This window comes from Variovorax sp. PDC80 (assembly GCF_900115375.1).
Classification (GTDB): Bacteria; Pseudomonadota; Gammaproteobacteria; order Burkholderiales; family Burkholderiaceae_C; genus Variovorax.
The window spans coordinates 1-25,492 of record NZ_FOWG01000023.1 but is presented as its reverse complement, the minus strand read 5'-3'; the positions used below and the strand labels follow the sequence as shown (position 1 = coordinate 25,492).

The window sequence follows — 25,492 nt, the reverse complement described above, 5'->3', positions numbered from 1 at the left end:
CCATGACCGCCAACACTTCCAACGACAACAACAAGGCCGGCGCCCGCACCTGGCCCGCCGGCGCGCTGCGCATCCTCGTCACCGCCGCCGTGGTGGCCGCCGCCGTCTGGGCCGGTTTCCGCCTCTGGGACCACTACGAGCTCGCGCCCTGGACGCGCGACGGCCGCGTGCGCGCCAACGTGGTCCAGATCGCGCCCGACGTCTCGGGCCTGGTCACGGCCGTGCCGGTGCAGGACAACCAATCGGTGGCCGCCGGCACCCTGCTGTTCGAGGTCGACCGCGCGCGCTACGACCTGGCCGTGCGCCAGGCCCAGGCCGCGCTCGCCGCGCAGCGCGCCATGAGCGCGCAGGCCCAGCGCGAGAACACGCGCAACGCGGGGCTCGAGGCGCTGGTCTCGCAGGAGGCGCGCGAACAGACCCGCGCGCGCGTCGAGCAGGCGCGCGCCGCCGTCGCGCAGGCCGAGGTCGCGCTCGATTCGGCGCGGCTGAACCTGCAGCGCGCCGAGGTGCGCGCGCCGGCCGACGGCCTGGTCACCAACCTCGACCTGCGCCAGGGCAGCTATGCGGCCGCGGGCCGGCCGGTGCTCGCGCTGGTCGATGCGCGCTCCTTCTACGTCGAGGGCTACTTCGAGGAAACCAAGCTGCCGCGCATCCACCTCGGCGACCGCGTGCACGTCATGCCGATGGGCGGCGGCGCGGTGCTCGGCGGCACGGTCGAGAGCGTGGCCGCCGGCATCGCCGACCGTGACCGCTCGACCAGCGCCAACCTGCTGCCGAGCGTGAACCCCACCTTCAACTGGGTGCGGCTCGCGCAGCGCATCCCGGTGCGCGTGAAGCTCGATCCGCTGCCCGCGGGCGCACGGCTGGTGGCGGGGCAGACGGTGACGGTGCAGGTGCTCGAGCAGGCCCAGGCGCAGCGCGAGAAGACCGCCGCCGATGCCGAGGCCAGGACCGGCGCCAGGAAGGAAGGATGATGACCACTGCATCCCGCACCATGCTGCGCATCGCCGCGCTGGCCGCCGCCGCGGCGCTCGCGGCCTGCGGCAGCGTCGGCCCCGACTACCGCCGGCCCGACGAGGCCATCGCGAGCCAGCCCGCGGCCGGCCGGCCCTTCGCCGAAGCCGATCCCGCCGCCGGCCTGCAGGCCGTGCCGCTGCCGCCGCACTGGTGGCGGCTGTACCGCGACCCGCGGCTCGACCGGCTGGTCGAGCAGGCGCTCGCGCACAACACCGACCTGCGCCAGGCCATCGCCAACCTCGAACGCGAGCGCGCCATCGAGGCCGAGGTGGCCGGCGGCAAGCGTCCCGTCATCGGCGTGAACGGCGGGCCCTCGTTCGGCCATGTCTCGGGCCTGCAGCTGCTGCAGAAGGACTACGAGCCGCCGGACCGCTTCAACTACAGCAGCGGCCTGTCGCTGTCCTACCAGGTCGACCTGTTCGGCCAGATCCGCCGCGCCGCCGAGGCCGCCGAGGCCGGCACCGCGTCGGCCGCGGCCGCGCTCGACCTGGTGCGCGTGAACGTCGCGGCCGGCACCGCGCGCGCCTATGCCGAGGCCTGTTCCACCGGTCTGCGGCTGACGATCGCGCAGAAGTCGGTGCGGCTGCAGCAGGAGGCGGTCGACGTCACCGAGAAGCTGCACGAGGCCGGCCGCGCCGGCGCGCTCGACACCGGCCGCGCCCGCGCGCAGCTGCAGCAGCTCACGGCCGCGCTGCCGCCGCTGCTGGCCGAGCGCCAGAACGCGCTCTACCGCCTCGCCACGCTCACGGGCGAGCTGCCGCAGGACTTCCCGCGCGAGCTCGCCGACTGCGCCGTGCCGCCGCGCGTGGCCGGCACCGTGCCGGTGGGCGACGGTGCCGCGCTGCTGCGCCGCCGGCCCGACATCCGCCAGGCCGAGCGCAGCCTGGCCCAGGCCACCGCGCGCATCGGCGTCGCCACGGCCGACCTCTATCCGAAGATCACGCTGGGCCTGTCGGCCTCGTCGGCCGGCCCGGCCGAGGACTTCGGCCGCAAGGGCACGTTCGGCTGGAGCCTCGGCCCGCTGATCTCGTGGACCGTGCCCAACACCGGCATCGCGCAGGCCCGCATCGCGCAGGCCGAGGCCGGCACGCGCGCGGCGCTCGCGAAGTTCGACGGCACCGTGCTCACCGCGCTGCGCGAGACCGAGTCGGCGCTCGGCAACTACGCGCGCGAACTCGACCGCCGCGCCGCGCTGCAGGCCGCGCGCGACGAGAGCGCCACCGTCGCCGCGCAGGCGCGCCAGCTCTATCGCAACGGCCGCACCGCCTACCTCGACACGCTCGATGCCGAGCGCGCGCTGGCCGCGAGCGATGCCGCGCTGGCGGCCAGCGAGGCGCAGCTGTCGGACGACCAGATCGTGCTGTTCATGGCGCTCGGCGGCGGCTGGGAGACCGACGACGGTGACCGCCTCGCGGCCAGCGGCAGCGAGGCGCGCAAGCAGTGAACACGAACGCCATTCCCGCGCCACGCGCCGCGCACGCGCCGCTGTGGCTGCTCGCGCTCGTCACCTTCAGCGGCACCCTGGCCATGCACATCTTCGTGCCCGCGCTGCCGATCGCCGCGCGCGGCCTCGGTGCCGGCATCGGCGAGATGCAGATGACGGTGAGCCTCTACATCTTCGGCCTGGCCGTCGGGCAACTGGTGTACGGCCCGCTGGCCGACCGCTTCGGCCGCCGGCCGGTGATGCTCGCGGGCCTCGGCCTCTACACGGTCGCGGGGCTGGCGGCCGCGCTCGCGCCCGACGTGCATGCGCTGATCGCCGCGCGGCTGTTCCAGGCCATGGGCGGCTGCGCGGGCCTGGTGCTCGGGCGCAGCATCGTGCGCGACACCGCCGAGCCGCAGGAGGCGACACGCCGCCTCGCGCTGATGAACCTGATGGTGACCGTGGGCCCGAGCATCGCGCCGCTGGTCGGCGGCGCGCTCGCCACCGCCCTGGGCTGGCGCTCGATCTTCTACGGCCTGTTCGCGCTCGGCATCGTCGGCCTGCTGTTCACTTGGCGCCTGCTGCCCGAGACCGGCCGGCCCGGCGCGCCCGTCAGCGCGCCCGCGCTCGCGCGCAACTACGCGCGGCTGCTGCGCTCGCCGGCCTTCCTCGGCTTCTCCGTCGGCGGCGGCTGCGCCACCACCTCGATGTACGCCTTCATCGCCTCGGCGCCGTTCATCTTCGTCGACCAGCTGCACCGGCCCGCGCACGAGGCCGGCCTCTACCTCGCGATCCTGGTCTCGGGCGTGTGGCTCGGCAGCTTCCTCACCAGCCACCTGATCGCGCGCGTGCGCGTCGACCGGCTCATGATCCGTTCCAACGCGCTCAGCGTGGCCGCGGCCTTCGTGCTGCTGGGCGCCGCGCTCACGGACCACCTGTCGGTGCCGCTGATCGTCGCCGCCATGTTCCTGTTCACCGTCGGTGCCGGCATGGCCTCGCCGGCCGCGCTCACGCAGGCGATCAGCGTCGATCCGCAGATCATCGGCTCGGCCTCGGGCCTCTACGGCTTCACGCAGATGGCGGTGGGCGCCCTGTGCACCGCGCTCGCGGGCATGGGGCACCGCAATCCCGCGCTGGCCTCGGCGCTGGTGCTCGCGGTGGCGGGGATCGTGGCGCAGCTGTCGTTCGCGGTGGCGCTGCGGTCGCAGCGCAAGGCCACTCCCACCCGTTCGGGCTGAGCCTGTCGAAGCCTCGCGCAAGGCTTCGCCCTTCGTGAGCCTCAGGACAGGCCAAGCTCAGCCCGAACGGTCGTGAATTCACTTCGCGAACAACCACCCGCCCTTCGGCTGCCGCATCAACTCGTGGTGCTTGACCGCGCGCTCCTCGCCGTCGTCGCCCACATACACCACCTCGAAGCGCAGCAGCTTGGGCGACACCATCTTCCAGTTCTGGATCCGCTTGACGGTCACGCAGGCCGTCTTGTCGTGGTACTGCATCTGCGCCATCGGCCCGCCCTGGAAGCCCTGGGCGTCGAACAGCCGGCCCGGCGCCGCGAAGGGGTTGAGCACCGCGCCGTTGCGCGCGGTGATGCAGCCCTCGGTGCGCAGGAACGATTCGATGGTCGGCGAGGCGCTGCGCACCACGCGGCCCACGGCCGGGGTCGGCGGCTTGGCGGCGATCTGCTCGCGGATGCGCTCGACCTGGTCCTCGGTGATCGGCGCCAGGCCGTCCCTCGACACGATGGGCGGCGGCGCGGGCGCTGGCGGCGGCGGGGGCGCGGGCATCAGCGGCTCGAACACCGAGCAGCCGCCGAGCGAGGCGAGAGCGAGGGCCGCCACCGTGGCGGGCAGCCGGCGCGGGAAGGGCGCGGCCTCGGTGGCGGGAATCGATCCGGACTTCATGGCTTGGGGTCTCCTGTCGGCGGCACGAGGCCGCTGGCTGAAAAAGCAGGCCGCGAACATGCGGTGCGAGGGTGGAAGCGCGCCGGCTTCCCGTTCTTCTTTCTTCTTCTTCGGGGGCGTCAAAAGCGTTCCTGCGGCGCGAGGTAGCGCCACTGGCCGGGCGCGAGGCCGGCCAGCGGCACGCGTCCGATGCGGATGCGGCGCATCGCGAGGATGCGCAGCTCCATGCGGTCGCACAGGTGCGCGACCTGGCCCGGCTGCGCGCCCTTGAGCGCGAAGCGCAGCCCGGTCTGCTCGGGGGTCTGGCGGCCGATGCTCACGCGCGCCGGCGTGCGCTCGAAGCGCGCGAGCTGCTCGGGCGAGACGGCCCCGGCCACGTCGACCATGATCTCGTGCTCGATGACGGAGGCGTCCTCGTGCAGCTTGCGCTCGATGCGGAATTCCTGCGTGAACGCCACCAGGCCGCTGGCACCGGTCTCCAGCGGCGTCATGCAGTGCTGGCCGCGCGCATGCGCGGGCAGGAAGCGCGGCGTTCCGTGCGCGGCCGCGAGGTTGGCGGCCACCAGCAGCGTGTGCGCTTGCTCGGTGCGCAGGCCGGCCGGCTTGTGCAGCAGCAGCGTCACCGGCAGCACGGGCTCGGGCCGCGCGCCCGCCTCGATCTCCACCTGCTGGTGCGGCTGCACGCGCGATTGCGGCAGCAGTGCCGGCTGGCCGTCGACGCGCACCGCGCCGTTCTCGATCAGCAGCTCGGCCTCGCGGCGCGAGCAGCCCGCGAGCGCGGCCACGCGCTTGGCGAGGCGGATGCCCTCGGCGTCGTGCCTGTCTTGCGCACTCATGAGCCGACGGCCGCCTGCTGCCGGATGCGCGCCACGTGCGCCGCCAGCGAGCGCGCGGCCACCGGCCACAGCCGCTCGGGCACGTCGTCGTAGGCCAGCGGCAGCCATTGCTCGGGCGTGCCCTCGGGCAGCTTCTGCATCGCGGCCGCGATCTTGGCCTCGCGCTTGAGGCGGTGTGCCTTCAGGTAGGCGATGGCCGTGCGCGCGAAGCCGATCACGTGGCCGTGCGCGGGCAGGATGAATTCGACGCCGCCGGCCTCGCAGTTCGCGTCGAGCTTGTCGAGCGAATCGAGGTAGGCCGTCATGTCGCCGTCGGGCGGGTCGACCACCGTGGTGCTGCCGTTGAGGATGTGGTCGCCCGAGAACAGCAGCCCGTCCTCCTCGAGCACCAGGCACAGGTGGTTGGCCGCGTGGCCCGGCGTGTGGACCACGCGCAGCGTGTGCGTGAGCGGCTGGCCGTCGGCACCGGTGCCCGCGAGCACCAGGCGTTCGCCGTCGGCCAGCTCGCGCTCGGCCGAGAAGCGCGCGCTCGCGCGCGCCGTGGGCGCCGACGACAGCCCCAGGATCGGCGGCTTCGCGTCCCCGGCCAGCGCCTGCAGCGGCGCCGCGCCCGGCGAATGGTCGGCATGCGAATGCGTGCAGACGATCATGCGGATGTCGCCCTTGGCGGCCTGCCACAGCCGCTCGATGTGGGCGGGGTCGTTCGGGCCCGGATCGATCACGATGTGGCCGGTGGCCGCGTCGCCCACGATGTAGCTGTTGGTGCCCGGGCCGGTCATCGCGCCCGGGTTGGGCGCGGTCAGGCGCTGCACGTTCTTCAGCAGCGCCACCGGTGCGTCGCTCTTCCAGTCGAGCGAATGCAGCATCTGGCCGTCGGGGCAGACCAGTGCTAGCTCGCCGAAGGGCGGGTCGTTCTCCATGTAGCGCTCGTCGCGGCCGTTGACGAAGCCGCCGCGCGGGCAGCTGGTCCACAGCGGCTGCTCGCTCGCGCAGGCCGCCAGCACCGCGTCGACGCTCGCATACGAGGCCATGCGCTGCAGCGTGCGCACGGTCGGGAAGATCATGAAGAAGCTGCCGGCCGCGTGGCGCGCCAGCGCATCGGCCGGGCGCACCCAGCTCGGCTCGAACTGCTCGCTCTCGTCGGCCGAGGGTTCCTGGCCCTCGGGCATGCGCGCCACCAGGAAGGGCACGTCGAAGCGCTTGGGCAGGTCGCGGTCGGTGATCCAGTGCGCGAAGGTGAACACGCGGTCGGCCTCGAGCACCAGTCCGCGCGCCGCGCATTGATCGGCGAAGGGCACGGCCGCGTGGCCGTCGCGGTCCATCGCGGCGATGTCCGCGGCGCCGGCCGGGCGGCCGTCGGCATGGTGCGCGAGCAGCACGCCGAGCTCCTCGAAGCATTCGCGGATCGCGGCCACCGCCTGGGTGGCCTGCAGCGGGCTCTGCGTGGGGCGGCGCGCGGCCGTGCGCGCGGCGACCTCGTCGGCCGCGTCGATGTGGCCGCCGGGGAAGACGTAGGCGCCGGGCGCGAAGCTGGCGGTGGCCGAGCGGCGCGTCATCAGCACCTCGATGCCGGCCGCGGTATCGCGCAAAAGCAGCACGGTGGCCGCGGCGCGCACCGCCACCGGTTCGCGCTGGGGATGAATATGTTGTGTGGGACGAACCATGGGGCGATTATGGAGAGCCGGCGCGCCGGAGGTGTGTCGCGCATAAGCACATGCCGAAGCAGGTATGAGCATCGCGCCAGAATCCGGGCCTGCACCGCCCGAACCGAGGACCACAGCCATGCCCCCTTTCCACTTCCCGAGCCGGCACCTGCGCGCGCTGCTGACGGCCGCTGCATTGTGCGCGTCGATCGCGCCCGTGGCGCATGCGCAGGCCGATTGGCCGCAACAGCCCGTAACGCTGATCATGGGTTTTCCCGCCGGCTCCGGCGTCGACGTGGTGGCCCGCACCATCCAGGACCCGCTGACGCGCCAGCTCGGCAAGCCCGTGATCATCGACTACCGCTCCGGCGCGGCCGGCAACATCGCGAGCGAGTACGTGGCCCATGCGAAGCCCGACGGCTACACGCTCTCGTTCGGCACCGCCGCCACCCATGGCAGCAATGCCGCGCTCTACAAGAAGCTGCCCTTCGACGTCGAGGCCGACTTCGTGCCGGTGGCGCCGGTGCTCGACGTGTCGAACGTGCTGACGATCAACCCCGACGTCATCAACGTGAAGACGCTCAAGGAATTCGTCGAGCTGGTCAAGGCCAACCCCGGCAAGTACAACTACGCCTCCACCGGCAACGGCGCCGGCACCCACATGGCCTTCGCCGAGTTCAATGCGCGGCTCGGGCTCAACATGGTCCATGTGCCCTACAAGGGCGGCCCCGAGGCCATCACCTCGGTGGTGCGCGGCGAGACCTGCTGCATCATGAACCAGGTCCAGACCATCCTGCCGCACTACAAGGCCGGCAAGGTGCGGCTGCTCGGCGTGACCACCGCCACGCCGGTGGCCGCGGTGAAGGAAGTGCCCACCATCGCCTCGAGCGGCCTGCCGGGAACCCAGGGCTTCGACAGCTCGATCTGGTTCGGCATCTTCGCGCCCAAGGGCACCGACGCGCGCATCGTCGAGAAGCTCAACGCCGCCGTGAAGACGGTGCTCGAGCAGCCCGAGATCCGCGAGAAGTTCGAGAGCCAGGGCAACACCATCCGCATCGAGACGCCCGCGCAGTTCCGCAAGACGGTGCACGACAACCGCGTGAAGTGGGCGGAGGTCGCGAAGGCGGCGAACATCAGCATCGATTGATGCCGACGGCCGCCGGCGTCTTCGTCAGAGCGTCTTGGCCAGCGTGAGGATGAAGCGCGGCTTGTTCGGCGAGTAGACCTGCTGCACGGTGTAGAAGCCGAAGTCGTACAGCGGGCCGGCCGCGGCGTTGTACGCGTTCTTCTGGTTCGCACCCTGCACCGAGCCGGCGAGCGTGAGCCCGCCGCCGAAGTCGTAGCTGGCGCCCACGTTGTAGTCGACATAGCTCTTGTAGGCCGTGTTCCTGCGGATGTCGCTCGACAGGGCCGTGTAGCCCACCGCGGCCTTGAGCGTCACCTTGGGCAGGATCTCCTTGCTGTAGCTCAGGTTCAGGTAGCCCGTGTTGGTGCCCTCGAGGCCCGAGCCCAGCTTGTTGCCGGCGAAGCCGAAGTAGTCCTTCGACACCGTGTGCGAGTACTTCAGCGTGAAGGAACCGAGGCTCTCGTTGGCATAGGTGGCCGCGCCATAGAGCTCGGTGGTGTTGCCGACCGAGTTGCCCGGATAGATGTAGGTCAGTGCACCGACGTCCATGTCCAGCGGGCCGGCCTTGAACTTGTAGCCGCCGTACAGGTCGACCTCGACGCTGTTGCCCTTGAGCCAGTTGACGCTGGAGTTCCAGTTGCCGACGTAGAAGCCGCTGTCGCCGAAGGCGTAGTCGAAGCCGCCCTGGATGGCGGGCTTCACGCCGCGGGTCTTGGCGTAGTCGTTCCTGCCGATCATGTCCTGGTCCTGGCCGCGGAACTTGTAGTTCGTGGTCAGCGCGATGTTGGCCGTGACCGGCGAGGCGGCCGGTGCCGGCGCATCGCCGGCCGCTTGCGCGAAGGCCGCGCCGGGCAGCGCGAAGGCGGCGGCGATCAGGGTGGGGAGGGCGAGTGCCGAGGAGGCGGCGCGGATCGATCTTTGCATCGAGAGAGCTCGGGGATGAAGGAAGAGCGACAGCGTAGGAGGGGGCGTATCAAAGCCGTGTAAAGACTTCGGGCCGCGGCGCAAAAATTGCGCATGCGGCGCACGGGCAGAATCCCTTGCCCGCGGACCTACCGCCTCTCTCTTCGACCCGAACACCATGTCCCTGCCCGACACCGGCGAGCATGACCGCCGACTGGACGAATCGCTGCTGCGCTCGCTCCACGTGCTGCTGAGCGAGGCCAGCGTGTCGCAGGCCGCGGCCAAGCTCGGCGTGGCGCAGTCCGCGCTGAGCCGCCACCTCAAGGTGCTGCGCCAGCTCACCGGCGACGAGCTGCTGGTGCGCGTGGGCAACCGCATGGTGCTGACCGAGCGCGCGCAGGCGCTGGCCGTGCCCACGCGGCGCATCCTGGCCGACATGTCGCTGCTGACCGCCGAGGCCGGGCCGGTCGAGCCGCGCGAGCTGCGCCAGAGCTTCCGCATCGCGACCTACGACTTCCTGCCGCGCCAGTTCTTCGCCGACATCGCCGAGCGCGTGGCGCGCCAGGCGCCCGAGTGCGACGTGGTGATCCGCGGCCTGGGCTCGCGCTTCGAGCACTACCGCCAGCTCGCCGACGGCGAGGTCGACATGGTCATCACCATCTGGCCCGAGCTGCCCGGCCACCTGCGCGCCGCCAGCCTGCTGACCGAACCCATGGTCTGCCTGGTGCGCGAGGGCCATCCGCTGGCCAGGGCGCCGATGACGCTCGACGACTACCGGCGCGCGCGGCACCTGTCCTCGCTCGAGCACGTGCCGGGGCAGGGCACCATCATCGATGCGCAGCTGGCCGAGCTCGGCGTGTCGGTCCACACGGCGATGCACACCCAGTTCCTCGGCATGGCGCCGGCCATCCTCGCGCGCACCGACCTGGTCTTCACCACCGGCCGCCTGCTGGCCGAGGACTTCGCGCGCCAGTACCCGCTCGCGATCGTGCCCTTTCCCGCGAAGATCAAGCCGCACCGCTACCGCCTCGTGTGGCACGAGCGCACGCACAAGAACCAGGCCATGCGCTGGCTGCGCGGCGAGCTGACGGCGGCCGCGCGCGAGCTGGCGCACCGGCCCAGGTCATGACGGCGCTGTCATAACCTGCTGCACAGCGCTGTGCTGGGCGCGGGCGGTGGGCGTGGCTATCGTCGCCGTCCATGTCCACCCCTTCCTCCCCCGCGCCGGTACGACCGGACCTGCTCGCCCGGCTGCCCAAGACCGACCTGCATTTCCACATGGCCGGCACCCTGCGCCCGGCCACGCTGGTCGCGCTCGCGCGCCAGTACGAACTGCCGCTGCCGCGCCCGGTCGACACGCTCTACAGCTACCGCGACTTCTACGACTTCATCGACGTGCTGCGCATCGCGGCGCAGGCGGTGCGCAGCAGCGCCGATTTCGAGCGCGTGGCCTACGAGGCCGTGGAGGACGCCGCGCGCAGCAGCAACGCGCGCCATGTCGAGCTGTCGTTCAACCCGCAGTACTTCATGCCCACGGGCGTGCCGTACCGCGTGCAGGTCGAGGGGCTGGTGGCCGGCCTGCGCGCCGCGCGGCAGGACTTCGGCTGCTCGGGCCTGCTGATCGCTTCCTTCGACCGCGGCCTGCCGCTCGACAGCGCCGAGCGCGCGATGGACGACATCCTCGGCCTGCGCTCCGACCTCGTCGTCGGCGTGGGCCTCGACGGCCCCGAGCGCGCGGGCCCGCCCGCCAGCTTCGCGGCCCTGTTCGAGCGCGCGGGCCGCGCAGGCCTCCAGCGCACCGCCCATGTCTGCGAGGACAACCAGACGCTCGAGGAGGCGCCGCCTTCGAACGTCGACGACTGCATCCACCTGCTGGGCTGCGACCGGCTCGACCATGGCTACAACCTGCTGGCCAGCGACGACGGCCTGCGGCGCGCGCGCGACCGCGGCGTGCATTTCTGCGTCTGCGGCATCACGAGCGTGGTGCGCAATCAGCGGCGGCGGCTCGACAGCGTGAAGCGCATGGTCGACGCGGGCCTGCCGGTCAGCCTCAACACCGACGACCCCGCGATGTTTCACACCGACCTCAGCCACACCTACGCCACCGTGCTCGAGGGCAACGGCTGGGGCTGGGCGCAGGCGCGCGCCTTCAGCCTCGCGGGCGTCGACGCCTGCTGGCTCGACGACGACGCGAAGCGCAACCTGCGCACCGACTTCGAACGCGAGATCGCCGCGCTCGAGCGCGAGCAGGCTGCTCCCTTGGAAACGAACCGCGACTGAAGGACCCCACGATGCACCTCGACACCGCACGCCGCCGCGCACTGCTCGCCGCCCTGGCCTTCGCTGCCTGCACCACCACGGCCCTCGCCGAACCCGCATGGCCCGCGCGCCCGATCACCCTGATCGTGCCCTACGGTGCCGGCGGCAACGTCGACGTCATGGCGCGCTGGATCGCGCCCGAGCTCGCCACGCGGCTCGGGCAACCGGTGGTGATCGAGAACGTGTCGGGCGCCGGCGGCGTCATCGGCACCGAGAAGGCCGTGCGCGCCAGGCCCGATGGCTACACCCTGCTGCTGTCGGTCGAGAGCACCGTCGTCATTGCGAAGATGGTGACGCCCTCGACCGTGCGCTACGACGGCCTCGCCGACCTCGTGCCCGTCACGCTGCTCGGGGCCCAGCCGCTGGCGCTGGTGGGCAAGCCCGCGCTGCAGCCGAAGACCAGCGAGGCGCTGTATGCCGACCTCAAGGCCGCGCCCGGCAAGTACAGCTATGCGAGCTCGGGCGTCGGCACCTCGCTGCACCTGGGCGGCGAGCTGCTCAAGCAGCGCGGCGGCGTCGACATGGTCCATGTGCCGTACCGCACCGGCGTGCAGATCGTGAGCGACCTCAGTGGCAACCAGCTCGACCTCGCCGTGCTGCCGCTGTCGATGGTCATCCAGCAGGCGCGCGCGGGCAAGCTGCGCGTGTACGGCGTGATGGCGGAGAGCGCCTCGGCCGCCATGCCCGAAGCGCCGCCGCTGGCCAGCGTGCCCGCATGGCGCGGCGCCGACGTGTCGGTCTGGCAGGGCATCTTCGCGCCCAAGGGAACGCCACCGCAGATCGTCGCGCAGCTGCATGCCGCGCTGGCGCAGGTGCTCGCGAACCCGGGCGTGCGCAGGAATTTCGAGGAGGGCGGCGTCACGCCGCTGGGCGCGGGGCCGAAGGAGTTCGCGGCCTTCCTGCAGGGCGAGGACGCGAAGTTCGGCGCGATCGTCGCGAAGGGGAACATCAAGGCCGAGTAGCGCGGCGGCCGCGGTGCTTCAGAATGCCGCGGCACCTGTCGCACTCCTCGTTCCTTCGCATTGATTCCCCTCGTTCATCTCATCGGCCCCGGTGGCGCCGGAAAGACCACCATCGGCCCGCTGCTCGCGCAACGGCTGGCCTGGCGCTTCATCGATCTCGACCAGGTCTTCATCGCGCAACAGGGCGATGTCGCGGCCTTCATGGCGCGCCATGGGTACGCGGGCTATGCGGCGCGCAACATCGAAACCTACGAACAGCTTCGCGCCGCGGCGACCGCGCCGACCGTGATCGCGATGTCCTCGGGTTTCATGACCTATCCGGCCGACGTGAGCGAGCGCTACCCGGCCTTGCGGGATGCGATCGAAGCCGATCCGCTCACCGCGCTGTTGTTGCCGTCCTTCGATCTCGAGCGCTGCGTCGAACGCGTGGTCGAGCGCCAGCTGGCCAGGCCTTACCTCAACGGCGACCGGATCAGCGAAACGCGGCGCATCCGCGAACGGCACCCGGTCTTCATGGCGTTGCGGTGCGAGCGCTTCCTCAGCGAGGGCGAACCCCTCGCGATCGCGTGCGACATCGAAGGCCTCGTGCGCCGCCGCCAGCCGATCACGCGGCAGGACGCCCCACCGATCCGCCGAGCGCCGCCAGCCACGCATCCATGTCCCGGTTGCGCGCCTCCAGCGCCTCGGCCATGAAGTCGACGAAGGCCTGGATGCGCGCGCTCAGGTGCTTGCGGTGGTGGTAGGCCGCGAGCACGGGAACCTCCTCGAAGGCCTCGCTCAGGAAGAGCGGAACCAGGCGGCCGCTGTCGATGTCGGCGCGCACGTGGAAGTCGCCGAGGCGCGCGATGCCTGCGCCGCCGCGCGCCATCTCCAGCAGCACGCCGCCGTCGCTGGCCGAGACATTGCCGATCGCGAGCTGTTCCCGCGGCATCTCGGGCCCGCCGACCTGCCAGTGGTTCCAGGCCTCGCGGCCCACGAAGTTGAGGCAGTTGTGGCGCAGCAGGTCCTCGGGCCGCCGCGGCGTGCCGTGGCGCGCGAGGTAGGCGGGCGAGGCACAGACGATCCAGCGCACGGTCGACAGCTGCCGCGCCACCATCGAGGAATCGGGCAGATGGCCCGAGTGGATCAGCACGTCGAGGCCCTGCTGCATCAGGCTGGGCGTGTCGAGGCCCACGAAGAGCTCGACCCGCACCTGCGGATGGCGGGCCAGGAAGTCCGGCAGCAGCCGCGCGAGGTCGTGCCGCGCGAACACGGGCGGCGCATGCACGCGCAGCATTCCCCGCACGTCGTCGTGTTCCTGCATGACGGCGCTCTGCGCGCTCTCGGCCGCTTCGAGCAAGGCCAGCGCCTTGCCGTAGAAGATGCGGCCCGCGGGCGTCAAGGTCACGGCGCGCGGCGTGCGGTCGAACAGCCGCACCTTCAGGCGCCCCTCGAGGCGGTCCACCAGCTTGCTGACGGTCGAGGGCGACAGGTGCCAGTCCTTGGCCGCCATCGAGAAGTTGCCGCGCTCCGCCACCCGCACGAACAGCGCCACGTCGCTGAGCCGGTCGATCTGGTTCGGTCGTTTCTCCATCGCGCCATCGTAGGCCCGGCGCCGGGCACGGTGAATATTCTTCACAGCTGAAGTGCCCGACTTTCGCTTGGCGCGCCGAGGGCGGCCCGGTCAGTATCGAGACCGACGGCCGCGGGAATGCAGCGGCCGGAACAACGAAACGGAGACGACAGATGAAGATCCTGCACCGGTGGCTGGCCGCGGCCGCCTGGGCCGCGATGTCGGCCGGCGCCGCGCTCGCGGCGCCTTTTCCCGCCAAGCCATTGACCATCGTGGTGCCGACACCGCCCGGTGGCACCACCGACCTGGTGGCGCGCCTGCTGGCCGAGAAACTCGGCGCCTCGTTCGGCCAGCCCGTGGTGGTCGAGAACCGTCCGGGCGGTGCCACCACCATCGGCGCGCAGGCCGTGCTGAACCAGCCGGCCGATGGCTACACGGTGCTGATGGGCACCTTCTCGACCATCACCAACCCCTACCTCAACAAGTCGATCCGCGTGGCCTACACCGACTTCGATCCGGTCACGCTGGTGGTGAACACGCCGAACGTGCTGGTGGTGGGCGCGGCGTCGCCGTTCAGGTCGCTCAAGGACCTCGTGGCCGCCGAGAAGGCCAGGCCCGGCGGCGTGAGCTTCGCCTCGACCAGCAATGGCGGCTCGCCCCATCTGTCGGGCGCCCTGTTCAACAGCCTCGCGAAGGTGCAGCTGATGCACGTGCCCTACCCGGGCTCGGCCCCGGCGATCACCGACCTGCTCGGCGGCCACGTCGACACCATGTTCGACAACCTGCCGGCCTCGCTGCCCCAGATCCATGCGGGCAAGGTGCGCGCGCTGGCCGTCACCACCAGCCAGCGCGTGCCGGCGCTGCCCGAGGTGCCGACCTTCGCGGAGGCGGGGTTCCCGGGCTACGAGGTCAATGCATGGTTCGGATTGCTCGCGCGCAAGGGCACGCCGCCCGCGGCCATCGAGGCCTGGAACCAGGGCGTGAGGGCCGCGCTCGACATGCAGGACGTACGGCAGAAGCTGAGCGGCTGGGGCGCGATCCCGGTGGGCAACACGCCCGCGCAGTTCGCCGCCTACCTGAAGGCCGAGGACCAGAAGTGGGCGCGCGTCATCGGGGACGCGGGCATCCGGATCGATTGAGGGAGAAGACGCGATGAGGAACAAGACCAGCGTGCGCATCGGCTGCGGCTCGGGATGGTGGCGCGACCGTATCGAGCCGGCGGTCGTCAGCGCGAAGCTCGGGCAACTCGACTTCCTGTGCTTCGAGACCATGGCCGAGGCGACCGTGTCCTTCGCCCAGGCGCGCAAGCGCGCCGACCCGGGCTTCGCGGGCTACGAGACTCTGCTCGAGGAGCGCATGCGGCGCGTGCTTCCGCATTGCCTGGCGCAGGGCACGCGGATCGTCACCAACGGCGGCTGGATCCATCCCGTGGCCGCGGCCGAGGCCACCGCGCGCATCTGCGCCGAGCTCGGCCACCGCAACGTGCGGATCACCGCCGTGGTGGGCGACGACCTGACGCAGCGCATCTTCGCACTCGCCGACACGGTGATGGAGAGCGGTGCCGCGCTCGAGACGCTGCGCCCCGGCCTGATCTCGGCCGAGGCCTATGCGGGCGCCGACGGCATCGTCCAGGCGCTCGACGAGGGCGCGCAGATCGTGATCACCGGGCGGGTCGCCGATCCCTCGTTGTTCCTCGCGCCGATGATCCATGCCTTCGGCTGGTCGCCGCACGACGTCGACCTGATCGCCCAGGGCTCGGCCATCGGGCACCTGCTGGAATGCGGCGCGCAGGTGACCGGCGGCTACTTCAGCGACCCCGGCTTCAAGGACGTGCCCGATCCCTGGAACCTCGGCCTGCCGATCGCCGAGGTGTCGGCCAACGGCGATGCCGTGATCACCAAGGTGCAGGGCACCGGCGGGCGCGTCGATGCGCGCACGGTGAAGGAGCAGATGTTCTACGAGGTGCACGACCCGTCGCTGTACCTGACGCCCGACGTGGTGGTGAATTTCCTGACCGCGCGCGTCGAGGAGATCGGCGAGGACCGCGTGCGCTTCAGCGGCGCCACCGGCCGCGCGCGGCCGCGCACGCTCAAGGTGTCGATGGGCTGCAAGGAGGGCTTCATCGGCGAGGACTGGTTCTTCTACGCGGGGCCGGGCGCGATGGCGCGCGCCGAGCTGGCCAAGCGCATGCTCGAGGAGCGCTTCCGCATGGTCGGGCTGGAGGCGCAGGAGCTGCGCATCGACTACCTGGGCGTCAACGCCGTGCATCGCGAGGCATCGCCGCCCATGGACCACGAGCCCTACGAGGTGGCCGTGCGCGTCTGCGCGCGCACCCGCACGCGCGAGATGGCCGAGAAGATCGGCGGCGAGGTCGACGGCATGGCCGTGTCGGGCATCGCCGCGACCGGCAAGCGCCTGCCGTTCAACGACCGCACGCGCGAGGTCATCGGCGTGTGGTCCACCCTGGTGGATCGCGACGCGATCGACTTCAGGCTCGAAACCATCGAAAGCTGAGACCATGCAGATCCCGCTTCGCTACCTCGCGCACAGCCGTTCCGGCGACAAGGGCAACATCTTCAACGTGGGCGTGTTCGCCTACGAGCCCGCGTTCCATCCGTACCTGGTCGAGCAGCTGACGGCCGAGAAGGTCAAGGCCTTCTACAAGGTGGCCGAGCGCGTCGACCGCCACGTGGCCGACAACATCCACGGCATGAACTTCGTGCTGCACGGCGCCCTGGCCGGTGGCGTCTCGCGCACGCTCGCGCTGGACAACTACGGCAAGGCCATGTCGAGCGTGATCCTGCGCATCGACATCGAGGTGCCGCCGGACATCGAACGGTTGGTGCGGCGGCGGTTTCCGGCCTTGCCTGTCGCGACGGGCCCGTCGCCCTAGCGCTGCGCCGGCGGAATCGCCCGCACCGAGGCGATGAAGTCCGCGAGCGTGTCGCGCTCCCACTTCAGATGCTTGCGCTGCACCGCAGCCGGCTGCTTGCCCAGGAACACCCCCGGCCGCCTTTCGGTCGCCGGCCGGATCGGCCGCGGCGCGAAGCCGCCGCCGCAGTTGGGGCAGACGTCGTGCAGCACGTTCTGCGCGCAGTCGGCGCAGTAGGTGCATTCGTAGCTGCAGATGCGCGCGTCGGTCGCGTTCGGCGGCAGGTCCTTGTCGCAGTATTCGCAGTTGGGCCTGAGTTCGAGCATGGGTTCATCTCCGGAGAAAGGGCAGGGGGATGGCGCCGCGCGCGGGTAGCGTCATCGCGATCACGCCGGCCATGATGCACGCAAGCCCGGCCCACGCGGTGGGCGCGAGCCGTTCGCCGAGGAACAGCACGCCGATGGCGACGCCGATCGGCACGCGCAGGTAGGCTTGGGCGGCGGTCGACATCGGGCCGAGGGTGCGGATCAGCCGGAAGTAGATCGTGAAGGCCATCGCGGTCGAGACCACGGCGAGCGCGAGCACGGCGGCCAGCGACGCGGCCGAGGGGGCGAGGGTCCAGGGGCGGTCGATCAGCAGGCTCGCGGGCAGCAGCAGCGCGGCGCCGCTCACGAGCGAGCCCGCGGCCGGCAGCATCGGGTCGAGGCCCTTGAACACGCGGCCGAACATCGCGGCGCAGCCGTAGCAGACCGCGGCCGCGACCAGCGCGAGCTGGGCCCACAGCGACTGGCCGAGCCCACCGAGCGCCTCCACGCCGACGATCAGGCAGATGCCGACCAGCCCGGCCGCCACGCCGAACAGCCGCCGCAGCGTGGGCCGCTCGGCGCCGGCCAGGCCCAGGCTCAGCAGGAAGATGAAGATCGGCGAGGTCGAGTTGAGGATGGTGGCGAGGCCGGCGTCGACGCTGCGCTCGGCCCAGGCGATCAGGGTGAAGGGCAGCACGCTGTTGAGGCCGGCCTGCAGCGCGAAGCGGCGCCAGCTGGCCGCGTCGCGCGGCAGCCGCAGGCCGCGCAGCCGCAGCACGGCCAGCAGCAGCAGGCCCGCGACCAGCGTGCGCGCCGCGATCAGCGTGACCGGCGGAAGGGTCGCGACGCCGATCTTGATGAAGGTGTAGGAGGCGCCCCAGCAGGTGGCGAGCAGCACGAGCAGCGCCCATTCGAGGGCGGGGGGCCGGGGTTTGGCTGAAGCGGCGAGGGTGGTGGTGGTCGGCATGGCGCGCCGATCATCGCGAAGGCCGCGCGCGGACACTTCGCCCGCGGCCGAAACGTGCCTGCCTCAGTGGCCGTGCCCGTGGTGCGGGTCGTCCGCGCCGCCATTGAGCAGCGTCGCGAGGTCGGTCTCCTGCTCGGCCGCCGCGCCCGCGATCACGCGCCGCTCGAGCTCGTCGAGGTGCTCGAGCGCCACGGCCAGCGCCTTGTCGAGCGACTTGCCGGCGGTCAGCGCATCGATGATCTGCTCGTGTTCGCGCGGCGCGCAGCTCGCGGCCTCGGCCGAGTCGTAGAGCGCCTTGTAGAGCTCGGTGTTCGCGATCAGCCGCCCGATGTACGACAGCAGTTCCTCGCTGCCCGCCATCTGCGCCAGCAGCAGGTGGAAGTCGCCCGCCAGGCGCACGGCATCTTCGCGCCGCCCTTCCTTGAAGGCCTTCTGCTCGGCCTGCACGTGCTTGCGCAGGGTCGCCACCTGCTCGCGCGAGAGCTGGCCGAACAGCGTGGTCACGAGTCCGGCCTCGACGATGCGGCGCGCGCGGTAGGTGCCGCGCATGTCCTCGATCGAGGGGTTGGGCACGAAGGCGCCGCGGTTGTGCTCGAGCACCAGCCGCTTCTCGGAACCCAGCCGCGCCAGCACCTTGCGCACCGCGCCGCGCGTGCAGCCCAGCGCCTCGGCCAGCGCGCGCTCGCGCAGCGGCGTGCCGGGCCGCAGCTTGCCGCTGAGCAGCGCCTTGGAGACGGCGGCATAGACGCGTTCGTCCACGTTGGCGCCATCGGCGTCGGTGGGCTCGGGGGAGGGTGCGGGCGCGGAAGGCTTGCGGGTGGCGGGCATAGGCAGGCGGATTTTGCCTGCGTCGCGCCACCCCGGGGAAAGCCCCCGGATTGACGCGGTGCGGCCCGCTTCGTACCATTCGCGGAAATTTGGTTAACCAAAATAAAATGATATGGTTGACCAAAATTCCAGGTATCCACAACCACACACGACAACGGAGACACACATGAAATCCGCCAAATGGCTGGCCGCGCTGCCGGTCGCCGCCTTCTTCAGCGGGGGCTGGCTGTCCTCCGTCGCGCCCACCTTCGTGCTCGGCATGCCCTTCCTGATGGTGTGGAACGTGCTCTGGCTGGTGCTGACCTCGCTGATCATGGTGGTCATCGACCGCGCCGAGGGCGACCTCGACGCGCCGGCAACGCAGGGGGACGCGCGATGAACGCCGCGCTCGGCGTGATCGCGCTGTTCGTGGTCGGCGCGCTGGCCCTCGCGGTGCTGGCGCGGCGCGGCCGCACCATGAGCCTGGAGCAATGGGCGCTCGGCGGGCGCGGGCTCGGCGCGATCATGGTGTTCCTGCTGATGGCGGGCGAATCGTTCTCCACCTTCACCTTCCTGGGCGCCAGCGGCTGGTCGTACAGCAAGGGATCGCCGGCCTTCTACATCCTGGCCTATGGCGGGCTGGCCTACCTCATGGCCTTCTGGATGCTGCCGGCCGTGTGGCGCTACGCCAGCGCGCACAAGCTGGTGTCGTTCTCCGACTTCTTCGCCCACAAGTACGACAGCCGCCCGCTCGGCGTGCTGGTGTCGGTGGTCGCGCTCGGCGGCATGGTCGCGCTGCTGACCATTCAATTGCGCGGGCTCGGCATCATCGTCTCGGAGGCCTCGTACGGCTCGATCGCGCCGCCGGTGGCGATCTGGATCGGCACGCTGGTGATGGTCTGCTACATCCTGTTCTCGGGCATTCACGGCTCGGCCAGCATCGCCATCGTGAAGGACGTGCTCATCCTCGCGCTCGCCGTGTTCCTCGGCCTCTACCTGCCCTGGCACTACTACGGCGGCGTGGCGCCGATGTTCACCGCCATCCACGCGGCCAACCCGGGCTTCTTCGAATTCCCGAAGGAAGGCCTCAACCTCACCTGGTACAACTCGACCATCCTGCTGACGGCGCTGGGCTACTACCTCTACCCGTTCAACCTCACCTCGGTGTACGCCGCGCGCAGCGCGAGCGCGGTGCGCCGCAACACCATCCTGATGCCGCTGTACCAGGTGGTGATCGCCTTCCTGTTCCTGGTCGGCTTCGCGGCCATCCTGCAGGTGCCGGGGCTCAAGGGCTCCGACGTCGACCTGGCCCTGTTCGGCCTCGTCAAGCACAGCTTCGACCCCTGGTTCGTCGGCGTGATCGGCGGCACCGGCGTGCTCACGGCGCTGGTGCCGGGCTCGATGATCCTGCTCACGGCCTCCACCGTGATCGGCAAGAACGTCTACAAGGAAGGCTTCGCGCCGCATGCCACCGACCGCCAGGTGTCGCGCGTGGCGCGCGGCGTGCTTCCGCTGTTCGCGCTGGTGGCGGTGTACTTCGTGCTGCGCGGCGGCACCACCATCGTGGCGGTGGCGATCTTCGCCTCCAGCCTGCTCACGCAGCTGCTGCCCTCGCTGCTGTTCAGCCTCCTGAAGAAGCCCTTCGGCAACAAGCATGCGGCCTTCGCGGGCATCGTCGCGGGCGGCGCGGTGCTCGGCTTCCTGATGACCACCGGCGCGAACCTCGCTACGCTGTTTCCCGCGGCGCCGCTGGCCTTCAAGTCGCTCAACACCGGGCTGGTGGCGCTCGCGACCAATGCGCTGGTGTTCGTGATCGTGGCGCTGGTCACGCCGGGCCCGGCGCCGCGCGCGGCCGCGGCGCAGCCCGCCTGATGCTTCATACGACAAAGAACAAAGGAATCCCCATGCCACCGCTCCTGATCCGCAACGTTCGCCCGCTGGGTGCCGCGCCGGTCGACCTGCGGGTGCAGGACGGCCGCATCGCCGAGCTCGGCGCCGCGCTCGCCGCGCCGGCCGGTGCCGCCGTCGAGGACGGCCGCGGCGCGCTGCTGCTGCCCGGCCTCGTCGAGGGCCACACCCACCTCGACAAGACGATGTGGGGCCTGGACTGGTACCGCAACGAGGTCGGCACGAACCTGATCGACAAGATCGAGAACGAGCGCGCCTTCCGCCATGCCAGCGGCCACGACGCGGCCGCGCAGTCGCTGGTGCTGGCCAAGGCCTTCCTCGCGCTCGGCACCACGCGGCTGCGCACGCACGTCGACGTCGACACGCAGGCCGGCCTGCGCCACCTCGAAGGCACGCTGCGCACGCGCGAGACGCTGCGCGATCTGCAGCAGATCCAGGTCGTCGCCTTCCCGCAGTCGGGCCTGCTCGCGCGGCCCGGCACGGCCGAGCTGCTCGACCGGTCGCTGGCCGCGGGCGCCGACGTGCTCGGCGGGCTCGACCCCTGCGCCATCGACGGCGATCCCGTGAAGTCGCTCGATGTGCTGTTCGACATCGCCCACCGGCACCAGCGCCCGATCGACATCCACCTGCACGAGCCCGGCGCCATGGGCGCCTTCTCGCTCGACCTGATCCTGCAGCGCACCGAGGCGCTGGGCATGCGGGGCCAGGTGGCGATCAGCCATGGCTTCTGCCTCGGCGACGTGAGCGAGCGCGAACGCGATGCCTTGCTCGCGCGCATGGCGAAGCTCGGCGTGGTGCTGATCACCAGCGCGCCGCCCTCGCGCAACGTGCCGCCGCTGCTGGCCTGCCGCCAGGCCGGCGTGACCGTGCTCGGTGGCAACGACGGCATCCGCGACACCTGGTCGCCCTATGGCCGGCCCGACATGCTCGAGCGCGCGATGATCATCGGCCTGCGCTACAACCTGCGCCGCGACGACGAGATCGAGGTCGCGCTCGACACCGTGACGCACGCGGGCGCGCGCGGCTGCGGCTTCGAGGCCTATGGCCTGGGTGTCGGCGACCGTGCCGACCTGGTGCTGGTCGACGCGCAGACCGTGGCGCATGCCGTGGTGGAGCGCCCCGTGCGCCGGCTCGTGGTGGCCGGCGGCCGCATCGTGGCGCGCGACGGCGTGCTGCAGGACGACGTGGCCGCCTTGTGAAGGCTGAGGTCCGCCGCGATGCAGGCACCGCCTTCGCGGCCGTGATCGTGCTGGTGGCGCTGAACCTGCGCGCCTTCCTCACCTCTAGCAGCCCGCTGCTCGGGGTCATCCGCCTCGACACCGGCATCGGCTTCCATGCCGTGGCGCTGCTCACGGTGCTGCCGATGTTCGCGATGGGCGCCACTTCGCTGTGCGGCGCGGCCGTGGGGCAGCGCATCGGCGCGCGTGCCGGTGTCGCGCTGGGCCTCGCGGCCATCGCGCTCGCCTGCGCGAGCCGCTATGGGGCGAACGGCGCGGCGCCGCTGCTTGCCAGCGCGGCGCTCGCGGGCGCTGGTGTCGGGCTGGTGCAGGCGCTGATGCCGGGGGTGGTCAAGCAGGCCTATCCCGCGCGCATCGGCGTGATGACCGGGCTCTATTCGGCCGCGATCATGGGCGGCGGCGGCTTCGGCGCGATCGCCAGTCCCTGGGTCGCGCAGGCGCTCGGCGGCCCGCATCCCGACTGGCATGCGGGCCTCGCGATCTGGGCGCTGCCCGCGGTCTTCGCGCTGCTGTACTGGCTCAACATGCGGCGCATGGAGTTCACGGCCGATGCGCCGCGCCGCGGCCTCTCGTGGCTGCGCTGCTTCGCGAGCCCGCGCGCCTGGCTGCTGGCGATCTGCTTCGGCCTCGTCAACGGCGGCTACACCAGCCTCGTGGCCTGGCTGCCGCACTTCTATGCCCAGCAGGGCTGGAGCGCGCAGCAGGGCGGTTCGGTGCTCGCGCTGATGACGCTGGCGCAGGTGGTGGGCGCGCTCGCCATGCCCGCCCTCGCGCGCAGCCGCGGGCGCGACCTGCGGCCCTGGCTCGCGCTCACGCTGGCCGCGCAGCTCGCGGGCTTCTGCGCGCTCGCGCTGCATGCGCCCGTGCCGGCCCCGGCCATCGCGCTCGTGCTGGGCTTCGGCCTCGGCGGCGCGTTCTCGCTGTGCATGGTGCTCGCGCTCGACCACCTGCCCGATCCGGCGCAGGCCGGCGCGCTCGCGGGCTTCATGCAGGGCCTGGGCTTCATGATCGCGGCGCTCGCGCCCTTCGTCACCGGCTGGGTGCGCGAGCACACCGGCGGCTTCGCGCTCGCCTGGGCCTACCTCGGCGCCGTGGTGCTCGTGCTGCTGCCGCTGCTGCTGCGCTTCGATCCGGGCCGCTATGGCGCCGCCACCGCGGGGCTGTTCGCGCCGCGCGCCGTGCCATCCTCTTCCCTCGCGCCCGAGGGCGCAGCCACTCGAAAGGTCTGAACACCATGTACCAGGAACGCTTCATGCAACGCGCGCTCGCGCTGTCCGCGCAGGCGCTGCACGAACCCGGCACCGAGCCCTTCGGCGCCGTGGTCGTGAAGGACGGCGCTATCGTCGGCGAAGGCTTCAACCACTCGGTCGCGCACCACGACCCCACCTCGCACGGCGAGGTCGAGGCCATCCGCGACGCCTGCCGCAAGCTCGGCAGCGTCGACCTCTCGGGCTGCGAGCTCTACACCTCGTGCGAGCCCTGCGCCATGTGCGTGGCGGCGATGCACATCGCGGGCATCGCGCAGCTCTACTACGCGGCCTCGCTCGCGCAGTCGGGCGAGGCCTTCGACGGCGTGACCGTCGCCGCGCGCCATCCGATCGACGTGGAGGCGCTGCGCATCGAATCGGGCGCGACGCTCGCGCAGCGCAGGCTGCCGGCCGAGCAGAGGATGGATGGGGAGGCGGTGCGGATCCTGGCGGAGTGGGCGGCCACGCGGCGCGCGGCTTAGGCCGAAGCCGTCGGCACGAACGGCGAGGGCAGCGGTTCGGTGGGCAGGTCCGGGATGTCGGGAATCTCGGGATATTGCCCCAGCGGATGGACATCGAAGTAGGCGTCGAAGAGGATGGTGTTCGGCGCCAGATTCGCCACCGCGGTCTGCGCGACGCGCGCGTTGCCGGGTCGCTTGGCGATGCCTTCGCTGGTGGTTGGCGCCGAGAGCTGGAAGATCTCGCAGGCACCTACGTAGTAGCCGTCGTTTCGCACGATGTACTGCACCGAAGGCAGGTACTTGTGAGTCTCGGGATCGGCCGTCATGCCGGCGGCGAGCAGGAAGTCGATGATGTAGTTGGTGTCCTCGATCTGCGACATCCGCAGGTATTGCTTCTCGGTGTACGACGCCATGTAGTCGAGGCACACGTCCACGCCGAAGGGCACGCCGCCCAGCGGGTCGTTGTCGAAGCCCGTGTACTGCTTGCCGTCCGCGTAGTAGGCGGCGGTGGTGGTCGACTCCATCAGCACGAGGATATCGAGGTGGCCCAGCAGAACCTTCCAGTAGGCCCGGCCGTCTTTCAGGACTTGCGTGCCCCCGTCCGTGTCGAAGTCGATCCATGACACATTGCGCTTGGGCCACATCGCGATCGGCCGGCTGCCGTCGGGGTTGGCCTTGCTGAAGTTGTCGATCACCAGCACGTAGTTGAGCGCTTCGTAGGGCGGAAGGTCCTCGTCTTTCACCGGACCGCCTTGCGGGGCCGGCGCCGCGGGAGGCTCGACCAGTTGCTTCATCAGAACCTGCGAAGTGCCGGGCAGCAGCGCCAGCTTGCCGTACTGGTCCTGCGGGAACAAGGCGATCAGCGCGCGCACGTGCTTCTGAACCTCGATCACGCAGGTGGTCGAGAAGGCCTTGATCTCCTCCTCGTTCCTCACCGCATCCCAGTTCACATTCCAGAAGAACTCGGGCACCACAAAGAAGCAGAGGTCGGTGGGCGCGCTCTTCTTTGGGAGGCCCTGTGCCAGCGCATCGCTCAGCAGGTTGAACTTGGCCTGCAGCGCGCGGCGCGTGTAGGTCTCGATGGCTTCGTCCTTCAGTCGCTGGTCGGGGAGTGGCGCTGTGGAGGGCGTCTGGAGGTTGAGAACGCGCACGTTCTTCACCGCCTTTTCGACCGGCCTCGGCGGTGGCGGATCGACGGGCGGCGTCGGCACCACCGCGGGCGAGGGCGGTGGTGCCACGGCCACCGGCGTCGGCGAAAAGCCGCTGCTGCTGCCTCCGCCGCCGCATGCGGCCAGCAGCGCGCTGGTGCCGAGGGGAAGGGCCAGGCCGGCCTTCAGGAGGGAACGGCGGCGTGTTCCCCGTGCATGCGTTTGATCCGGATCGGCTTCGCTTTCATGGGTCATGTGAAAAAGCTCCCTGATGTTGATGTGTGCAGAAAATGCAATCAGGTTGCGCAAAATTTGTGCCTGGCAAGAAGGGGGCATAGGCACCATCGGAGCGATCAATGAAAAAGCACGAGCTATTGCGACTCATCGAGATGCGATCTATGCATGCGGTCGGCCTGACTCGGATGCATACCCTTCTCGAAAGTTAAGGAGGCAAACGCAACAATGCGGCATTTTGTGCGTTAAGAAATTTAAGATTTTGAGAGGTGTTTCATTCGCAAATAGGATTTGATTGGTCGAAGTTTGTGCTTCAGACTCAAGACGCCGTACCCTTTTGTGGCCATCGCGTCGGGTCGCAATACCCCATGGCGCTTATCAACATCTAAACGCTTGCGCTAAACAATTTCCGCGAGCGACGGATGAACTGATCAGAACCGTAGACCGGCTCATCAAGGGTTGGCACAGCCGGCAGGGAGGATCCTGCGGCGAGCAGCGCACGCCATCTGTTGCGATGGCATGTGGTTGCGCGTTGGCTGCCATACCGGCGGTTCGGATGAAGCGTCGAGGTGTGCGAGATGGTTGCAATCGTCAGTGGCAATAGCCTGGGACTGAGTCTGACG

25 protein-coding genes are annotated in these 25,492 nt (G+C 70.7%); 16 read left to right on the top strand and 9 right to left on the bottom strand.

Annotated elements, in window-relative coordinates:
• Window positions 1–2 precede the first annotated feature (2 nt).
• From BM109_RS39200 to BM109_RS39190, 3 genes are read left to right on the top strand one after another with little or no spacing between them, the layout of a single operon-like run.
• The gene (locus BM109_RS39200) at window positions 3–974 is read left to right on the top strand and encodes an efflux RND transporter periplasmic adaptor subunit (RefSeq protein ID WP_256223091.1); all 972 of its coding nucleotides are present in this window, start codon (window positions 3–5) and stop codon (window positions 972–974) included.
• The gene (locus BM109_RS39195) at window positions 974–2,461 is read left to right on the top strand and encodes an efflux transporter outer membrane subunit (RefSeq protein ID WP_256223090.1); all 1,488 of its coding nucleotides are present in this window, start codon (window positions 974–976) and stop codon (window positions 2,459–2,461) included. The genes BM109_RS39200 and BM109_RS39195 overlap by 1 nt, the downstream gene beginning before the upstream one ends.
• On the top strand, window positions 2,458–3,678 hold the full coding sequence (locus BM109_RS39190; RefSeq protein ID WP_093355543.1) for a multidrug effflux MFS transporter: 1,221 nt from the start codon (window positions 2,458–2,460) through the stop codon (window positions 3,676–3,678). The genes BM109_RS39195 and BM109_RS39190 overlap by 4 nt, the downstream gene beginning before the upstream one ends.
• Before the next feature lie 78 nt (window positions 3,679–3,756).
• Here BM109_RS39190 and BM109_RS39185 read toward each other — a convergent pair whose 3' ends face one another.
• The 3 genes from BM109_RS39185 to BM109_RS39175 form a co-directional block, all read right to left on the bottom strand.
• Window positions 3,757–4,341, bottom strand: a complete 585-nt coding sequence (locus BM109_RS39185) for a hypothetical protein (RefSeq protein ID WP_256223089.1) — start codon at window positions 4,339–4,341, stop codon at window positions 3,757–3,759.
• Window positions 4,342–4,460: 119 nt separating this feature from the next.
• Window positions 4,461–5,177 (bottom strand): RNA pseudouridine synthase, encoded by a 717-nt coding sequence (locus BM109_RS39180; protein WP_093355541.1) that lies wholly within the window; start codon window positions 5,175–5,177, stop codon window positions 4,461–4,463.
• Entirely contained in the window at window positions 5,174–6,841 is a 1,668-nt protein-coding gene (locus BM109_RS39175; RefSeq protein ID WP_093355538.1) for an MBL fold metallo-hydrolase, read from the bottom strand. The genes BM109_RS39180 and BM109_RS39175 overlap by 4 nt, the downstream gene beginning before the upstream one ends.
• A 118-nt stretch (window positions 6,842–6,959) precedes the next feature.
• On the opposite strand from BM109_RS39175, the gene BM109_RS39170 reads away from it, so the two are divergent.
• Window positions 6,960–7,967, top strand: a complete 1,008-nt coding sequence (locus BM109_RS39170) for a Bug family tripartite tricarboxylate transporter substrate binding protein (protein ID WP_093355536.1) — start codon at window positions 6,960–6,962, stop codon at window positions 7,965–7,967.
• A 24-nt stretch (window positions 7,968–7,991) separates the two neighbouring features.
• Here BM109_RS39170 and BM109_RS39165 read toward each other — a convergent pair whose 3' ends face one another.
• On the bottom strand, window positions 7,992–8,870 hold the full coding sequence (locus BM109_RS39165) for a TorF family putative porin (RefSeq protein ID WP_093355533.1): 879 nt from the start codon (window positions 8,868–8,870) through the stop codon (window positions 7,992–7,994).
• Window positions 8,871–9,027: 157 nt separating this feature from the next.
• Between BM109_RS39165 and BM109_RS39160 the strand changes: the two genes are divergently transcribed.
• The 4 genes from BM109_RS39160 (at window position 9,028) to BM109_RS39145 (ending at window position 12,823) form a co-directional block, all read left to right on the top strand.
• Window positions 9,028–9,978, top strand: coding sequence for a LysR family transcriptional regulator (locus tag BM109_RS39160; protein WP_093355531.1), 951 nt, complete (start codon window positions 9,028–9,030; stop codon window positions 9,976–9,978).
• Window positions 9,979–10,049: 71 nt separating this feature from the next.
• Window positions 10,050–11,129 carry an adenosine deaminase gene (gene add / locus BM109_RS39155; RefSeq protein ID WP_093355528.1) on the top strand — a complete coding sequence of 360 codons (1,080 nt, stop codon included), beginning with the start codon at window positions 10,050–10,052 and terminating at the stop codon, window positions 11,127–11,129.
• 11 nt (window positions 11,130–11,140) lie between these two features.
• Window positions 11,141–12,130, top strand: a complete 990-nt coding sequence (locus BM109_RS39150) for a Bug family tripartite tricarboxylate transporter substrate binding protein (protein WP_093355525.1) — start codon at window positions 11,141–11,143, stop codon at window positions 12,128–12,130.
• A gap of 60 nt (window positions 12,131–12,190) precedes the next feature.
• Window positions 12,191–12,823 (top strand): shikimate kinase, encoded by a 633-nt coding sequence (locus BM109_RS39145; RefSeq protein WP_093355523.1) that lies wholly within the window; start codon window positions 12,191–12,193, stop codon window positions 12,821–12,823.
• On the opposite strand, the gene BM109_RS39140 is transcribed toward BM109_RS39145, so the two are convergent.
• Window positions 12,735–13,703, bottom strand: coding sequence for a LysR family transcriptional regulator (locus tag BM109_RS39140; RefSeq protein ID WP_093355521.1), 969 nt, complete (start codon window positions 13,701–13,703; stop codon window positions 12,735–12,737). The genes BM109_RS39145 and BM109_RS39140 overlap by 89 nt on opposite strands.
• A gap of 152 nt (window positions 13,704–13,855) precedes the next feature.
• Between BM109_RS39140 and BM109_RS39135 the strand changes: the two genes are divergently transcribed.
• From BM109_RS39135 to BM109_RS39125, 3 genes are read left to right on the top strand one after another with little or no spacing between them, the layout of a single operon-like run.
• Window positions 13,856–14,821 carry a Bug family tripartite tricarboxylate transporter substrate binding protein gene (locus tag BM109_RS39135; RefSeq protein WP_093355518.1) on the top strand — a complete coding sequence of 322 codons (966 nt, stop codon included), beginning with the start codon at window positions 13,856–13,858 and terminating at the stop codon, window positions 14,819–14,821.
• 13 nt (window positions 14,822–14,834) lie between these two features.
• Window positions 14,835–16,196 carry an acyclic terpene utilization AtuA family protein gene (locus BM109_RS39130; protein ID WP_093355515.1) on the top strand — a complete coding sequence of 454 codons (1,362 nt, stop codon included), beginning with the start codon at window positions 14,835–14,837 and terminating at the stop codon, window positions 16,194–16,196.
• Window positions 16,197–16,200: 4 nt separating this feature from the next.
• Window positions 16,201–16,575, top strand: a complete 375-nt coding sequence (locus BM109_RS39125) for an AtuA-related protein (RefSeq protein ID WP_093355513.1) — start codon at window positions 16,201–16,203, stop codon at window positions 16,573–16,575.
• On the opposite strand, the gene BM109_RS39120 is transcribed toward BM109_RS39125, so the two are convergent.
• The 3 genes from BM109_RS39120 to BM109_RS39110 form a co-directional block, all read right to left on the bottom strand.
• Window positions 16,572–16,880, bottom strand: coding sequence for a DUF1272 domain-containing protein (locus BM109_RS39120; protein WP_093355511.1), 309 nt, complete (start codon window positions 16,878–16,880; stop codon window positions 16,572–16,574). The genes BM109_RS39125 and BM109_RS39120 overlap by 4 nt on opposite strands.
• Before the next feature lie 4 nt (window positions 16,881–16,884).
• Window positions 16,885–17,826: a DMT family transporter gene (locus BM109_RS39115; protein ID WP_093355509.1), complete on the bottom strand. Its 942-nt coding sequence runs from the start codon at window positions 17,824–17,826 to the stop codon at window positions 16,885–16,887.
• A 63-nt stretch (window positions 17,827–17,889) separates the two neighbouring features.
• Window positions 17,890–18,654, bottom strand: coding sequence for a GntR family transcriptional regulator (locus BM109_RS39110; protein ID WP_093355506.1), 765 nt, complete (start codon window positions 18,652–18,654; stop codon window positions 17,890–17,892).
• A 166-nt stretch (window positions 18,655–18,820) separates the two neighbouring features.
• Here BM109_RS39110 and BM109_RS39105 point away from each other — a divergent pair, with 166 nt between their 5' ends.
• From BM109_RS39105 to BM109_RS39085, 5 genes are read left to right on the top strand one after another with little or no spacing between them, the layout of a single operon-like run.
• Entirely contained in the window at window positions 18,821–19,033 is a 213-nt protein-coding gene (locus tag BM109_RS39105) for a DUF3311 domain-containing protein (protein ID WP_057593917.1), read from the top strand.
• On the top strand, window positions 19,030–20,505 hold the full coding sequence (locus BM109_RS39100) for a sodium:solute symporter family protein (RefSeq protein ID WP_093355504.1): 1,476 nt from the start codon (window positions 19,030–19,032) through the stop codon (window positions 20,503–20,505). Before BM109_RS39105 ends, BM109_RS39100 begins: the two co-directional genes overlap by 4 nt.
• 32 nt (window positions 20,506–20,537) lie before the next feature.
• Window positions 20,538–21,740, top strand: coding sequence for an amidohydrolase family protein (locus BM109_RS39095; RefSeq protein WP_093355501.1), 1,203 nt, complete (start codon window positions 20,538–20,540; stop codon window positions 21,738–21,740).
• Window positions 21,737–23,008 (top strand): cyanate transporter, encoded by a 1,272-nt coding sequence (locus tag BM109_RS39090; protein ID WP_093355499.1) that lies wholly within the window; start codon window positions 21,737–21,739, stop codon window positions 23,006–23,008. Before BM109_RS39095 ends, BM109_RS39090 begins: the two co-directional genes overlap by 4 nt.
• A gap of 5 nt (window positions 23,009–23,013) precedes the next feature.
• Window positions 23,014–23,508, top strand: a complete 495-nt coding sequence (locus tag BM109_RS39085) for a nucleoside deaminase (RefSeq protein WP_093355497.1) — start codon at window positions 23,014–23,016, stop codon at window positions 23,506–23,508.
• Here the strand turns inward: BM109_RS39085 and BM109_RS39080 are convergent.
• Window positions 23,505–24,944 (bottom strand): hypothetical protein, encoded by a 1,440-nt coding sequence (locus BM109_RS39080; RefSeq protein WP_143129339.1) that lies wholly within the window; start codon window positions 24,942–24,944, stop codon window positions 23,505–23,507. The two genes, BM109_RS39085 and BM109_RS39080, sit on opposite strands and share 4 nt — an antisense overlap.
• Window positions 24,945–25,492: the final 548 nt, after the last annotated feature.